Origin of the sequence: Streptomyces sp. NPDC056479 (assembly GCF_042795335.1) — a bacterium.
Lineage (GTDB): Bacteria > Actinomycetota > Actinomycetes > Streptomycetales > Streptomycetaceae > Streptomyces.
Window position 1 is genome coordinate 467415 of the sequence record NZ_JBHTRZ010000006.1, and the last position, 14464, is coordinate 481878.

Consider the following 14464-nt stretch of genomic DNA (forward strand, 5'->3'; position numbering starts at 1 on the left):
GCCACGCCCCGCTCACACCGCCGGCCCACCCGCACCTTCTTGGAGTCGTTGCCGTCGCCCCGTGCGGTGGTCCAGATGTCGACGATCCGGGAGCTGTCGCGCTTGAGGGTGCTTCGGCCCGCGAACCGGGGATGCCGTCAAGGCGATCCTTTGACTCTTACGCGCTCCTGAGGCCGGCCAGGGGCGTGACTCGGCTCAGCCCTCCCGGTCCACCATCGCCCGCACCTGACCCTCGTCCAGCTCGTACACCGTCTCGTGCGCCCGGGGGTCGCGTGCGTGGAAGGTGTGGAAAAGCGGCCCGTCCGCGCCACCAAGCTCCACCAGGGAGGCCGACGCCCCACGCACCACGCGTTCCGTGCCGGGTGCCGTCGTCAGGTCGACGCGGCTGACGACGCCGGGGGTGACCCAGACCGGCACAGCGGCCAGGAAGCCGAAGAGCTGGAGGTGGTAGTGCCCGGCCAGGACGAGGCGCACATCGCTTCCCCGGATCGCCGCCGCGAGGTCGCCCGGGTCGCGCAGGCCGAAGACCGGCTGGGTCGCCGAGATGCCGAGGGCGATCGGCGGGTGGTGGAGGGCGAGGACGGTGCCCTGTTCGGCCGGGGTGCTCAACACGCCCTTCAACCAGTCCAGTTGAGCCCTGCTCAAGCGGCCGTGCACCTTCCCCGGCACCAGCGAGTCCAGCGTCACGAACCGCAGGCCCCCGACCGTGCTCACGGCAGCCCGCTCGCCGGCCTCGGAGTCCAGGACCAGCTCCGGCTCCGCATGCCCGCTGCCCAGCACTTTGCCGAAGGCCACGCGCTCGTCGTGATTGCCGGTCGTGTAGAAGACCGGCGCGGCGAGCGTCCGCGCGAACTCGCCCACCAGCTCCCGTACGGCCGCGTACGCCTCCACGGCGCCGTCGTCCGCGATGTCCCCCGTGACGACGATCGCGTCGACGTCCCGCAGCCGGCTCAGCTCGGCGAGCATCAGCCGGAGCGAGTCGGTGGCGTTGACGCCGTATTTGTTCGGGGCGTCGGTCTTCTCAAGATGCGTGTCGGAGAGATGAAGGATCCTCATCTCTCCGACGGTAGCGGCGAGTCGGGCCTCAGCTCAGGCTCTTCAGCGACGCCGCGTCATACGCGGCCAGCTCGCCGAACCGCCCGTCCAGCACCTTTGCCGCCCACTCCGGGTCCTGGAGCAGCGCCCGGCCGACCGCCACGAAGTCGAACTCCTCGGCCTCCAGACGGTCCAGGAGGTCGTCGATCCCCTTGAGCGCGGAGCCCTGACCGGCGAACGCGCCGAGGAACTCGCCGTCCAGGCCGACCGAGCCGACGGTGATGGTGGGCCTGCCGGTCAGCTTCTTCGTCCAGCCCGCCAGGTTGAGGTCGGAGCCTTCGAACTCCGGGATCCAGTAGCGGCGGGTGGAGGCGTGGAAGGCGTCGACGCCGGCCGCGGCGAGCGGGGCCAGGATGGCCTCCAGCTCCTCCGGGGTCTCGGCGAGGCGGGCGTCGTAGGCCTCCTGCTTCCACTGCGAGTAGCGGAAGATGACCGGGAAGTCGGGCGAGACCTTCTCGCGTACGGCGGCCACGATCTCCGCCCCGAACTGCGTACGGGCGACCGGGTCACCGCCGTAGGCGTCCGTACGGCGGTTGGTGCCCGACCACAGGAACTGGTCGACCAGGTAGCCGTGGGCGCCGTGGATCTCCACGCCGTCGAAGCCGATGCGCTCGGCGTCCGCGGCGGCCTCGGCGAAGGCGCCGATCACGTCGTCGAGGTCCTGCCGGGTCATCGCCCTGCCGGTGGCCTCATCCGCGCCGATGCGCAGACCCGAGGGGCCGACGGCGGGGGCGTCGGCGAAGGGCGGCTGGCCCTGCTTGCGCACCATGCCGATGTGCCACAGCTGCGGCACGATGGTGCCGCCCGCCGCGTGCACACCCTCGGCGACCTTCGCCCACCCGGCCAGCTGGTCCTCTCCGTGGAACCGCGGCACCCGATCGCTCTGCCCGGCCGACTCATGGCCGACGTACGTCCCCTCGGTGACGATCAGCCCCACTCCGGCGGCGGCCCGACGCGAGTAGTACGACAGCACGTCCTCACCGGGGACGCCGCCCGGCGAGAACATCCGGGTCATCGGCGCCATCACGATGCGGTTCGGGACGGTGAGGCCGTTGATCACGGTCGGCCGGGACAGGATCTGGGCCGCGCGGGAGGCGGCGGGCTCGGTGACGGTCACGTGGAGGGCTCCTCGAAAGTGGGGTCGGTTGAACCGGTCAGTATGTGCACGCGCATTGTTGCACCACCTTAAGCAACCGGTCACGCGAGGTCACGCATTCCCGAGGAGGGGGTTCTGTTTCGTGAGGGGCGTGCAGCGGACGTCCCTCCAGGGCGCGGGGAGCTGTGCGGGCAACCACGAACCACCTCCCACCCGCCAAAACACCGAGGGCGGCACCCCCTGTCGCAACAGGGAGTGCCGCCCTCGGCAAGGACGTTGATCAACCGGAGGCCGAAGCCCCCGACGTCGATCAGAAGTCCATGTCACCGCCCGGCATGCCGCCACCGGCAGGCGCGGCGGCCTTCTCCGGCTTGTCGGCGATGACGGCCTCGGTGGTGAGGAACAGCGCGGCGATCGACGCGGCGTTCTGCAGCGCGGAACGCGTCACCTTCGCCGGGTCGATGATGCCCTCGGCGATCATGTCGACGTACTCACCGGTCGCGGCGTTCAGGCCGTGACCGACCTGAAGGTTGCGGACCTTCTCCACGACGACGCCACCCTCGAGACCACCGTTGACGGCGATCTGCTTGAGCGGGGCCTCCAGGGCGAGCTTCACGGCGTTGGCGCCGGTCGCCTCGTCACCCTCGAGGTCCAGCTTCTCGAAGACACCGGAGGCCTGCAGCAGGGCCACGCCACCACCGGCGACGATGCCCTCCTCGACGGCCGCCTTGGCGTTGCGCACGGCGTCCTCGATGCGGTGCTTGCGCTCCTTGAGCTCCACCTCGGTGGCGGCACCGGCCTTGATGACCGCGACACCGCCGGCGAGCTTCGCCAGGCGCTCCTGCAGCTTCTCGCGGTCGTAGTCCGAGTCGCTGTTCTCGATCTCGGCGCGGATCTGGTTGACCCGGCCCGCGACCTGCTCCGAGGAGCCGGCACCGTCGACGATGGTGGTCTCGTCCTTGGTGATGACGACCTTGCGGGCCTTGCCCAGGAGGTCCAGGGAGGTGTTCTCGAGCTTGAGACCGACCTCCTCGGAGATGACCTCGCCACCGGTGAGGATGGCGATGTCGTTCAGCATCGCCTTGCGGCGGTCACCGAAGCCCGGGGCCTTGACGGCGACGGACTTGAAGGTGCCGCGGATCTTGTTGACGACCAGGGTCGACAGGGCCTCGCCCTCGACGTCCTCGGCGATGATCAGCAGCGGCTTGCCCGACTGCATGACCTTCTCCAGGAGCGGGAGCAGGTCCTTGACGGAGCCGATCTTGGAGTTGGCGATCAGGATGTACGGGTCGTCGAGCGACGCCTCCATCCGCTCCATGTCGGTGGCGAAGTACGCCGAGATGTAGCCCTTGTCGAAGCGCATACCCTCGGTGAGCTCCAGCTCCAGACCGAAGGTCTGGGACTCCTCGACGGTGATGACGCCTTCCTTGCCGACCTTGTCCATCGCCTCGGCGATGAGCTCGCCGATCTGGGTGTCGGCGGCGGAGATGGAGGCCGTGGAGGCGATCTGCTCCTTGGTCTCGACGTCCTTCGCCTGCTCGAGCAGGGCGGCGGAGACGGCCTCGACGGCGCGCTCGATACCGCGCTTGAGGGCCATCGGGTTGGCGCCGGCGGCTACGTTGCGCAGGCCTTCCTTCACGAGGGCCTGGGCGAGAACGGTCGCCGTGGTCGTACCGTCACCGGCGACGTCGTCCGTCTTCTTGGCGACTTCCTTGACCAGCTCGGCGCCGATCTTCTCGTACGGGTCCTCGAGCTCGATCTCCTTGGCGATGGAGACACCATCGTTGGTGATCGTGGGGGCGCCCCACTTCTTCTCGAGGACGACGTTGCGGCCCTTGGGGCCGAGCGTCACCTTCACGGCGTCCGCGAGCTGGTTCATGCCGCGCTCGAGGCCGCGCCGCGCCTCCTCGTCGAACGCGATGATCTTGGCCATGTGAAGTGGTCCCTCCAGGACTGGGGGTGATTCCTTCGGACCGCGCCCGCGCCCGCGACGGACGGCTCGCATGCCTTGTGGTTCCTTGCCCCACCCGGCCTGCGGGCCTCACCGACCCGGTCCTTCGTTGTCACTCTCACCTTCAGAGTGCTAACGCAATGATTAGCACTCGACCCATGAGAGTGCAAGGCGCGCTCGCGAAGCGGGCGCTCGTTGAGGGGTGGTGGTCGGGTGGCGGGTGGGAGCAAGCGGCTCTCAGGGATCGAGCCGGGCACTGCGCCCGGACGTGGACAGGTCCCGAGCACGGCGAAGGGCCCGCACCCCTGGAGGTGCGGGCCCTTCGAAGAAGAACGTCGCTGCTTTAAGTCGACGCGTGCTTCAGCCGGTCGCCAGTCGGACCATGTCCGCCTGCGGCCCCTTCTGACCCTGCGAGATCTCGAAATCGACTCGCTGGCCCTCTTCCAGGGTGCGGTACCCGTCCATCTGGATCGCGCTGTAGTGGACGAAAACATCCGCACCACCGTCGACCGCGATGAAGCCGTACCCCTTCTCCGCGTTGAACCACTTGACGGTGCCCTGAGCCATGCCTAACTCCCCTATTACTGGCCCTTGCACAGATCCACACTTCGCGGATCCGGGTCAGACCTCACCCCCCATCGGTCGGGGGCGTGCGCCGGAACGCGTCGACCGCGGCTGAATGTATCTGCCCAACTGCCGTCTGCAACAGGTCAATCGGACGAGAAATCCGGGCACGACCGGTCGGGAATGTGGGGACAATTCCGCTGACTTCAGGTCAAGTCGGACCCGGCATACGGAACAAAAGCCGCAAAAAACCCGCACACTTTGGCTACTTCTTGTCGGGCTTACGGCAGAAATCAAGGGCAACCGACTCGGAGATCGGCGGCACGTTCCCCAACTGTACCTCGCTCAACCACACAGAATTGCCCCCTCCGCTTCTCTCACGGAGGGGGCAATTCGATGAACTCTCAGTAACCTGAGTTACCGAAGGTAATGATCGGTCATTCGGTCAGCCTCGGTCAGCCGCCGGCGACGGCCGGGATGATGGAAACGCCCGCACCGTCGGGAGTGGCCGTCTCCAGCCCCTGCTCGAAACGCACGTCGTCGTCATTGACGTACACATTGACGAACCGACGCAGCTTGCCCTGGTCGTCGAGAACCCGGGCGGCGATCCCGGTGTGGTTCTTCTCCAGGTCGGCGATGACCTCGCCGAGGGTGGCGCCTTCGGCGGCGACCTCGGCCTGGCCACCCGTGTAGGTGCGCAGGATGGTGGGGATGCGGACGTTGACGCTCATACGGTGTGACCTCCGGTCAGTGTGCAGGTTCGGTGGGACAGGCGTCTCAGACGAGACCGGCCTCGCGGAACGAGTCCAGGTTGGGACGAATCGTCGCAGTCAGCCCCGTACCGGCCACCGCGTCCAACGTCTTCAGCCCATCGCCGGTGTTGAGCACGACGGTCGTGAGACTCGGGTCCAGCACACCGTTCTCGATCAGCTTCTGCGTCACACCCACGGTCACTCCACCGGCGGTCTCCGCGAAGATCCCCTCGGTCCGGGCGAGCAGCCGAATCGCGTCGACGACCTGCTCGTCCGTCACGTCCTCCACGAAACCACCCGTGCGGCGGGCGATGTCCAGGACGTACGGACCGTCGGCCGGGTTGCCGATCGCCAGCGACTTGGCGATGGTGTTCGGCTTCTGGGGGCGGACCACGTCGTGGCCGGCCTTGAACGCCGTCGACACCGGCGAGCAGCCCTCGGCCTGCGCACCGAAGATCTTGTACGGCTTGTCCTCGACGAGCCCGAGCTTGATCAGCTCCTGGAGCCCCTTGTCGATCTTCGTGAGCTGCGAGCCCGAGGCGATCGGCACGACCAGCTGGTCGGGGAGCTGCCAGCCGAGCTGCTCGCAGATCTCGTACGCCAGGGTCTTGGAGCCCTCGGCGTAGTACGGCCGCAGGTTGACGTTGACGAAGCCCCAGCCCTCGCCGGCCGGGTCGCCGATCAGCTCGGAGCAGAAACGGTTCACGTCGTCGTAGTTGCCCTCGATGCCGACGAGCTCGCCGCCGTAGACCGCGGCCATGACGACCTTGCCCTGCTCGAGGTCGTGCGGGATGAACACACAGGACCGGAAGCCGGCGCGGGCCGCGGCGGCGCCCACCGCACCGGCGAGGTTGCCGGTGGATGAGCAGGAGAGGGTGGTGAAGTTGAAGGCGCGCGCGGCCTCGATGGCCTGAGCGACCACGCGGTCCTTGAAGGAGTGCGTCGGGTTGCCGGAGTCGTCCTTGACGAACAGCTTGCCGGCGTCGACGCCGAGCTCGGCTCCGAGGTTGTCGGCCTGGACGAGCTTGGTCCACCCGGGGTTGATGTTCGGCTTGGTCGCCACGTCGGCCGGGACGGGCAGCAGGGGCGCATAGCGCCAGATGTTCGCGGGGCCCGCTTCGATCCGCTTGCGGAGCTCCTCGGCGTCATAGGCCGAGAAGTCGTACGCGATCTCCAGCGGGCCGAAACACTCCTCGCACGCGAAGACCGGGCCGAGAGGGACCCGGTGACCGCACTCGCGGCAGGACAGCGCCGCGGCGGGACCGAGGTCTACGGTGGAGTCGGTGGTGCTTGCAACAGTCTGCACAGCCATGTGAGGCGAGGCCCTTTCTCCTCATCTTCCTCACGACGCATCTCGTCGTGAGACGGATTTGGCACCTTCCCTAGCCGGGAGCCTCGCGGAGACGATCAACGGTGACGATCGACGCTGATCTACGAGAACCGACTGGAGGGTTGCCGGGGCTTCATCGGGCCGTATCCCTCTGCCCCTCTGGATGAGCGGTATTCGGTTGTGGACGACGGTCGACCTCGGACATGCGATGGTCATCCGCGTTGTTCAAGACTGTAACCGAACGCCAGGACAGTTGAGAGAGCCGTCCGAACCGCGAGATGACTGCGATGATTCTGCCGCTGACGCGACGGGCACGCATCCCGACAGTGAGGAGCCGCCGACCGTGCTGGAAGAAGTCGACCGCTGGCTGAACAGCCGCTCCTGGTCCGTTGCCGATCGCCCGCTGCACCAGATCCTGGCCGCCAAGCAGCGTACGGGTCAGTCGGTCTCCGTGGTGCTGCCCGCACTCAACGAGGAGGAGACGGTCGGCGACATCGTCGCGATCATCGCCCATGACCTGGTCCGGCAGGTTCCGCTGGTCGACGAGATCGTCGTCGTCGACTCGGGATCCACCGACCGCACCTCCGAGGTGGCCGCCGCGGCGGGCGCTCGGGTGGTGCACCGGGACGAGATCCTCCCGCACCTCCCGGCCGTCCCCGGCAAGGGCGAGGTGCTCTGGCGCTCCCTGCTCGTGACGAGCGGGGACATCGTCTGCTTCATCGACGCCGACCTCAGGGAGTTCTCCTCCGACTTCGTCTCGGGCATCGTCGGCCCGCTGCTCACCGACCCCGGCGTGGATCTGGTCAAGGCGATGTACGACCGCCCGCTCGGCTCGGCGGCCGGACAGGGCGGCCGGGTGACCGAGCTCATGGCGCGCCCGCTGCTGAACATGCACTGGCCGCAGCTCGCCGGTTTCGTGCAGCCGCTGGGCGGCGAGTACGCGGCACGCAGGTCGCTGCTGGAGCAGCTGCCGTTCCCCGTCGGATACGGCGTCGAGCTGGGCATGCTGGTCGACGCCCTGCATCTGGTGGGCCTGGACGCGCTGGCCCAGGTGGACGTGGGGGTGCGCAAGCACCGCCACCAGGACGGACAGGCCCTGGGCCGGATGTCCGCCGCGATCTACCGCACGGCCCAGCTGAGGCTGGCCCGCGGGCATCTGGTCCGGCCTTCGCTGACCCAGTTCGAGCGCGGCGAGGACGGGTTCGAGCCACGTACGTACTCCGTGGACACGGAGGAACGGCCGCCGATGGTGGAGATCGCCGAGTATGCGACGCGGAAGGTCGCGTAAACGCCGGAAACCGGCCGTATACAGGGGGTACAAGTGCCGCCCACTGAGCGGAACCGTACGTTTGAGCGTTTCCGGGCCGGGCTAGGTTGAGGCGTATGGCTTCCACTCAGGGTGCTGCCAAGGTGCTCGTCGCGTCGAACCGCGGCCCGGTCTCGTACGAGGTGCGCGACGACGGCTCGCTGCACTCCAAGAGGGGCGGCGGCGGAGTCGTCTCCGGGCTGTCGGCGATCGGGCCGGAGGCGGGCGCCCTGTGGGTGTGCTCGGCGCTGTCCGACGGGGACCGGGAGGCGGTGCGGCGCGGGGTCGGCGAGGACGGCGTGCTGATGCTGGACATCCCGGCCGGCGTGCACGCCGACGCGTACAACGGCATCGCGAACTCGGTCCTGTGGTTCGTCCACCACATGCTGTACCAGACACCGCTGGAGCCGGTCTTCGACGCGGAGTTCCGGCGCCAGTGGGCCTCGTACGAGACCTACAACCGCGCCTTCGCCGAGGCGCTGGCCGGGCGGGCGGGGCCGGGGGCGGCGGTGTTGGTGCAGGACTATCACCTGACGCTGGTGCCGGGGATGCTGCGCGAGCTGCGCCCTGACCTGCGGATCGGTCACTTCTCGCACACGCCGTGGGCGCCGCCCGAGTACTTCCGGATGCTGCCCGGCGACATCGCGGGCCAGGTGCTGCGCGGGATGCTCGGCGCGGATCGGCTGGGGTTCCTCACCCGGCGCTGGGCGGACGCGTTCGAGGCGTGCTGCGCGGACATCGCCGGCGGGCTCGGGGGCACCCGGGTCGGGGTGCACGGGCTGGGGGCGGACGCGGACTTCCTGCGGGCGCGTTCGCACGAGACGGATGTCGCCGAGCGGATGGCCGTGCTGCGCCGCGAGATCGGCACGACCGCGGACGGGGCGGCCCGCAGGACGATCGTGCGGGTCGACCGGACCGAGCTGTCCAAGAACATCGTGCGCGGCCTGCTGGCGTACCGGCAGCTGCTCGACGACCACCCCGAGTGGCGCGAGCGGGTGGTGCACGTGGCCTTCGCCTACCCCTCGCGGCAGGACCTGGCGGTGTACCGCGCCTACACGGCCGAGGTCCAGCGGCTGGCGGAGGAGATCAACTCCCGGTACGGGACGCCGGGTTGGACCCCGATCGTGCTCCACGTCAAGGACGACTTCGCCCGCTCGCTGGCCGCGTACCGGCTGGCGGACGTGGCGCTGGTCAACCCCATCCGGGACGGCATGAACCTGGTCGCGAAGGAGGTGCCGGTCGTCTCCGACGAGGGCTGCGCGCTGGTGCTGTCCCGGGAGGCGGGGGCCTTCGAGGAACTCGGCGAGGACGCGTACGCCGTCAATCCTTACGACGTGATCGACACCGCTCGGGCGCTGCACGAGGCGTTGACCATGCGGCCGGAGGAGCGGGCGGAGCGGTCGAAGCGGCTGGCGGCGGCAGCGACCGCGCTGCCGCCGGCGCAGTGGTTCCTGGACCAGTTGCGTGCCCTGGAGGAGGGGACGCCGGGTCAGCCCGGCCCGGCGGCCTGAGCCGCGAGCCCTCGCAGCAGCCGTACGACACCCTCCGGGCCGTCGACCACGATGTCCGCCTGCTTCGACAGCTCGGTGACCTCCTCGCTGCCGCTGCACACCAGCAGACCCGGGGTGCCGTCGGAGCGGAGTCGGTCGACGGCGGCGTAGGCGGGGAGGTCGCCGAGGTCGTCGCCGGCGTAGAGGACGGACTCGGCGCCGAGTTCCCGGACGTATTCGCGGAGCGCCACGCCCTTGTCCATGCCCGGCGGGCGGAGTTCGAGGACCATACGGCCGGGTTCGACGATCAGGCCGTTGCGGGCGGCGAGGTCGGTGAGGGGTTCGCGGAGGGCGTCGAAGGTGCCTTGCGGGTCTTTCCCGCGTCGTGTGTGCACGGCGATGGCGTGGCCCTTGTCCTCGGTCCAGGTGCCGTGCCCGTCGAGCAGCCCGGGCAGTGCGGCCCGGACGGCGGCCACGCCGGGGTGGGGGTCGGGTGCGGTGACCTCACCGCTGACGGCGTCCCAGCGCTCGGCGCCGTAGTGCCCGAGCACGACGAGGTGCTCCAGGCCCGGGACCCCGGCGAATCCGCCGTACCGCACGGCGACGTCGGCCGGGCGGCCGGTGACCACCGCGACGGCGGCGACCTTCGGGGCGAGTGCCGCGAGCGCGGGCAGGGCGTCGGGGTGCGCCCGTGCCTTCTCCGGGTCCGGCACGATCGGGGCGAGCGTCCCGTCGAAGTCCAGCGCGATCAGGGCACGGGCGGGGCGCGCGAGGATGGCGGCGAGTCCGTCGCGGCCGGGTCCGGTCGAAGGGGTGGGCAGAGCGTCCGCGGGGTCGGTCAGATCCTTGTGACTGGCCATACGTCGACCCTATCCAGCGGGGCCCGAATGAACCGCGCGGCACGGAGGGTTCCAGCCCTCCGTCAGCGCTCCCCCCGCCGGGTCTCCCGCACCCGTCGCAGCCGATTCACCGTCACGGGGTCGTCGGCCAGTGCCCTCGGGTCGTCCAGCAGGGCGTTCAGCAGCTGGTAGTAGCGGACGGGGGCCAGGCCGAGCTCCTCGCGTATCGCCCGCTCCTTGGCGCCGGGGCCCGCAAAGCCCCGGCGCTCCAGAGCGAGGATGGCCCGCTCGCGGTCGGCGAGCGCGGCGGTGGGGTCGGGCGGGTCCTGGGTCATGGCTCGCACCGTAACCCCCACCACCGACAACCGGACCACCGGCGACCGGCTACTCCGCGCTCTCCGCCCGCGTGGCCGTCGACTGCAGCTGCCCCAGAATCGCCGCCGGGCTGCCCCCGGAGGACACGGCCTTACCGATCCGCTGCTTGACGTCCGCACTCACCGCGGCCCAGGACGTCCGCCCGACCGGGTACAGCTCGGAGAGCGGAAGCTCCTCCAGGAACGGCTTGAGGTCGGCATCCTGCCCGGCCCCGGTCATCACCCTGGACGCGGAGTTCGTGACGGGAAGCAGGTCGTACTCCCGGGAGAAGTCCAGGACGTTCTCCTTGTCGTAGACGAAGTCGAGGAAATCGCCCACCTGGTCCGCATGGCCGTTCTCCTTGAACGCCATCATCCAGTCCGCCACGCCCATGGAGACCTTGCTCGGGCCGTCCACCCCGGGCATCGGCACCATGCCGTACTTCACGCCCTTCTTCCCGGCCATCTGCATCAGGGACGGATGGCCGTTGAGCATGCCCACGTCCCCCGCCGCGAACGCGGAGAACGCCTCGGCCCGGTTGAGCTCGCCCGGCGCCACCGGGCCCGTCAGCCCCTTGCCGACCAGGTCGTTCTTGAGCCAGTTGAAGGTGGTGACGTTCTCCGAGGAGTCGATGCTGTACGTGCCGAGGTCGGTGTCGGTGTATCCGCCCCCGCCGCTCAGCAGCCACTGCATCGTCTCGGCCTGCGCCTCTTCGGGCCCGAGCGGCAGCGCGTACGGGTATTTCACGCCGTCCGCCTTCAGCGCCTCGGCGTCGGCGGCCAGTTCCTTCCAGGTCGTCGGCGCGGTGACACCGGCCTTCTCGAAGAGCGTCTTGTTGTAGAAGAGCAGGCGCGTCGAGGAGGCGAACGGTATGCCGTACTGCACCCCGTTCACCTGACCCGCGTCCGCGAACTGCCCGACGAAGTCGGCCTGGACGGGGATGGAGAGCAGTTCGTCGGCCTGGTAGAGCAGACCCTTCGCGGCGTAGTCGGCGTACGCGCCGATCTGCGCCATGTCCGGCGCCTCACCGGCGTCGACCATCTTCTTGACCTCGGCGTCGACGTCGTTCCAGGAGTACACCGTGACGTCGACCGTCACACCCGGGTGCTCGGCCTCGTACGCCGTGACGAGCTTGTCCCAGTACTTCTGGGAGCCGTTGGACTCGCTGTCTCCGTAGTCCGCGGCGACCAGCTTCAGCGTCACCTCGTCCGAGTCACCGGTCAGCCCGCAGCCGCCCAGGGCCGCCGTCAGGCCCAGTGCGGACACCGCCGCGATCGCTCCCGTACGCCTACGACTACGACTACGCCGCTGCACGCAAACCCGCCCCACGCCCATGTTCGAAATTTTCGAAACGTCATACATATTGCCCCCTAAGGTCTACACCACGTAAGTGGACTAGACCTCTCGTGGGTGCGCAAGCCACACTGTCCCCCGTGAGACATGTCATCGCCCTCGATGTGGGCGGCACCGGGATGAAGGCCGCCCTGGCCGGGGCGAGCGGTGAGCTGCTCCATCAGGCCCGCCGCCCGACCGGGCGCGAGCGCGGGCCGGACGCGGTCGTCGAGGGCATCCTCGACTTCGCCGCCGAGCTGCGCGCGTACGGCGAGGAGCGCTTCGGCGAGCCCGCGGTCGCCGCCGGCGTCGCCGTCCCCGGCATCGTCGACGAGGAGCACGGCGTCGCCGCCTACGCGGCCAACCTGGGCTGGCGGGACGTACCCCTGCGGCGGCTGATGGCGGACCGGCTCGGCGGCGTTCCCGTCGCGCTCGGCCACGACGTGCGCACCGGCGGGCTCGCCGAGGGCCGGATCGGCGCGGGCAAGGGCGCCGACCGCTTCCTCTTCGTGCCGCTCGGCACCGGGATCGCCGGCGCCATCGGCATCGACGGCCGGGTGGAGGCGGGTGCCCACGGCTTCGCGGGCGAGATCGGCCACATCGTCGTACGGCCCGGCGGTGACCCCTGCCCGTGCGGACAGCGCGGCTGCCTGGAGCGGTTCGCCTCCGCGGCGGCGGTGAGCGAGGCATGGGCCGCCGCCTGCGGGGACCCGGAGGCGGACGCCGCGGACTGCGCCAAGGCCGTCGCGTCCGGCGACCCGAACGCCGTACGGGTCTGGCAACACGCCGTCGAGGCCCTCGCCGACGGCCTGGTCACCGCGCTCACCCTGCTGGACCCCCGCACCCTGATCATCGGTGGCGGCCTGGCCGAGGCGGGGGAAACCTTGTTCACACCACTGCGGGACGCCGTCCGGCAGCGGGTCACTTTCCAGAAGCTGCCGGAGATCGTCCCGGCGGCCCTGGGCGACAACGCCGGATGCCTGGGTGCCGGCCTGCTGGCCTGGGATCTCCTCGACAACACCGACCGTACGGAGGTAACTCCCTGATGGCAGCCGACCTGGGGGCGCGGGGAACTGCGCGAGCATCCACACACGACCCGCACCCCGCAACCGACAAGGCGCCCCTCGTCCTGTTCGGCGCCAACGTCGTCATGCCGACGGGAACCCTCAAAGACGCCCAAGTCATCATCGACGGCACCCGCATCTGCGGCACAGCCTCGGAGAACGCCCACCGCATCGACCTCACCAGCCACTGGCTACTGCCGGGCTTCGTCGACATCCACAACCACGGCGGCGGCGGAGCCTCCTTCACCTCGGGCACCCCCGAAGACGTACTGAAGGGCATCCACACCCACCGCCTGCACGGCACCACCACCCTCGTCGCCTCCACCGTCACCGGCGACATGGACTTCCTCACCCGGCGCGCGGGCCTGCTGTCCGAGCTGGCCGAACAGGGCGACATCGCGGGGATCCACTTCGAGGGCCCGTTCATCTCCCCGTGCCGCAAGGGCGCCCACTCCGAGGAGCTGCTGCGCGACCCGGCCCCGGCGGACGTCCGCAAGCTGATCGACGCGGCACGCGGCCACGCGACGATGGTCACCCTCGCCACCGAACTGCCGGGCGGCATCGACTCCGTACGCCTGCTCGCCGAGCACGGCGTCATCGCGGCGATCGGGCACACGGACGCGACGTACGAGCAGACGGTGGAGGCGATCGAGGCAGGCGCGACGGTCGCCACGCACCTCTTCAACGCGATGCCGCCGCTCGGCCACCGCGAGCCGGGCCCGATCGCGGCCCTGCTGGAGGACGAGCGGGTGACCGTCGAGCTGATCAACGACGGCACGCATCTGCACCCGGCGTCCCTGCAGCTGGCGTTCCATCACGCGGGGGCGGAGCGGGTCGCGTTCATCACGGACGCGATGGACGCGGCCGGCTTCGGCGACGGCCGCTACATGCTCGGCCCGCTGGAGGTCGAGGTCGCCGACGGGGTGGCCCGGCTGGTCGAGGGCGGCTCGATCGCGGGCTCCACCCTCACCCTGGACCGCGCCTTCAAGCGGGCGGTGACCGTCGACCGGCTGCCGGTCGAGGACGCGGTGGCGGCCCTGTCCGCCAACCCCGCCAAGCTGCTCGGCCGCTACGACCGCATCGGCTCGCTGGAGCCCGGCAAGGACGCCGACCTCGTGGTACTGGACTCCGACTTCGACGTGAAGGGCGTCATGCGCCGGGGAGAATGGGTGATCGATCCCCAACTGGGGTGATGTGTCCGCCTGTTGGGGGCGGCGGTTGTCCTGGGAGACTGGGACGGCTGCCGCCCGTTTGGCATGATCGGCATCTGCCGGAGGGAACAACCGGCAGA

At 69.8% G+C, this 14464-nt stretch carries 13 protein-coding genes and 1 riboswitch; of the genes, 4 read left to right on the plus strand and 9 right to left on the minus strand.

What is annotated here, in order from left to right; genetic code table 11:
* Positions 1 to 195: 195 nt before the first annotated feature.
* From ACFQ6S_RS25560 to thrC, 6 genes are all read right to left on the minus strand, one after another.
* A complete protein-coding gene (locus ACFQ6S_RS25560) occupies positions 196 to 1056 on the minus strand; it encodes a metallophosphoesterase family protein (protein WP_383414102.1) in 861 nt (286 codons plus the stop codon).
* Positions 1057 to 1084: 28 nt separating this feature from the next.
* Entirely contained in the window at positions 1085 to 2212 is a 1128-nt protein-coding gene (locus ACFQ6S_RS25565; protein WP_383414105.1) for an NADH:flavin oxidoreductase, read from the minus strand.
* 289 nt (positions 2213 to 2501) lie between these two features.
* Entirely contained in the window at positions 2502 to 4124 is a 1623-nt protein-coding gene (gene groL / locus ACFQ6S_RS25570; protein WP_383414108.1) for a chaperonin GroEL, read from the minus strand.
* Positions 4125 to 4502: 378 nt separating this feature from the next.
* Positions 4503 to 4709 carry a cold-shock protein gene (locus tag ACFQ6S_RS25575; RefSeq protein WP_007493268.1) on the minus strand — a complete coding sequence of 69 codons (207 nt, stop codon included), beginning with the start codon at positions 4707 to 4709 and terminating at the stop codon, positions 4503 to 4505.
* A 452-nt stretch (positions 4710 to 5161) separates the two neighbouring features.
* Positions 5162 to 5437: a ubiquitin-like small modifier protein 1 gene (locus ACFQ6S_RS25580; protein ID WP_128432056.1), complete on the minus strand. Its 276-nt coding sequence runs from the start codon at positions 5435 to 5437 to the stop codon at positions 5162 to 5164.
* A 46-nt stretch (positions 5438 to 5483) separates the two neighbouring features.
* Complete coding sequence (thrC, locus tag ACFQ6S_RS25585) at positions 5484 to 6770, minus strand: threonine synthase (protein WP_383414112.1); 1287 nt, start codon at positions 6768 to 6770, stop codon at positions 5484 to 5486.
* Between the two features lie 18 nt (positions 6771 to 6788).
* A riboswitch (SAM riboswitch) is annotated at positions 6789 to 6958 on the minus strand.
* A 173-nt stretch (positions 6959 to 7131) separates the two neighbouring features.
* On the opposite strand from thrC, the gene ACFQ6S_RS25590 reads away from it, so the two are divergent.
* Complete coding sequence (locus tag ACFQ6S_RS25590; protein ID WP_383414115.1) at positions 7132 to 8076, plus strand: glucosyl-3-phosphoglycerate synthase; 945 nt, start codon at positions 7132 to 7134, stop codon at positions 8074 to 8076.
* Positions 8077 to 8171: 95 nt separating this feature from the next.
* Complete coding sequence (locus ACFQ6S_RS25595; protein WP_383414118.1) at positions 8172 to 9605, plus strand: trehalose-6-phosphate synthase; 1434 nt, start codon at positions 8172 to 8174, stop codon at positions 9603 to 9605.
* On the opposite strand, the gene otsB is transcribed toward ACFQ6S_RS25595, so the two are convergent.
* From otsB to ACFQ6S_RS25610, 3 genes are all read right to left on the minus strand, one after another.
* Complete coding sequence (gene otsB / locus ACFQ6S_RS25600; protein ID WP_383414121.1) at positions 9584 to 10444, minus strand: trehalose-phosphatase; 861 nt, start codon at positions 10442 to 10444, stop codon at positions 9584 to 9586. The two genes, ACFQ6S_RS25595 and otsB, sit on opposite strands and share 22 nt — an antisense overlap.
* A 62-nt stretch (positions 10445 to 10506) precedes the next feature.
* A complete protein-coding gene (locus ACFQ6S_RS25605) occupies positions 10507 to 10758 on the minus strand; it encodes a DUF3263 domain-containing protein (RefSeq protein WP_383414124.1) in 252 nt (83 codons plus the stop codon).
* Between the two features lie 49 nt (positions 10759 to 10807).
* Entirely contained in the window at positions 10808 to 12043 is a 1236-nt protein-coding gene (locus ACFQ6S_RS25610) for an ABC transporter substrate-binding protein (protein WP_383414127.1), read from the minus strand.
* A 167-nt stretch (positions 12044 to 12210) separates the two neighbouring features.
* On the opposite strand from ACFQ6S_RS25610, the gene ACFQ6S_RS25615 reads away from it, so the two are divergent.
* Together ACFQ6S_RS25615 and nagA are read left to right on the plus strand one after the other, a co-directional pair.
* A complete protein-coding gene (locus ACFQ6S_RS25615) occupies positions 12211 to 13155 on the plus strand; it encodes an ROK family protein (RefSeq protein WP_383414130.1) in 945 nt (314 codons plus the stop codon).
* A complete protein-coding gene (nagA, locus tag ACFQ6S_RS25620) occupies positions 13155 to 14366 on the plus strand; it encodes an N-acetylglucosamine-6-phosphate deacetylase (protein ID WP_383414133.1) in 1212 nt (403 codons plus the stop codon). Before ACFQ6S_RS25615 ends, nagA begins: the two co-directional genes overlap by 1 nt.
* The last annotated feature ends 98 nt before the right edge of the window (positions 14367 to 14464 follow it).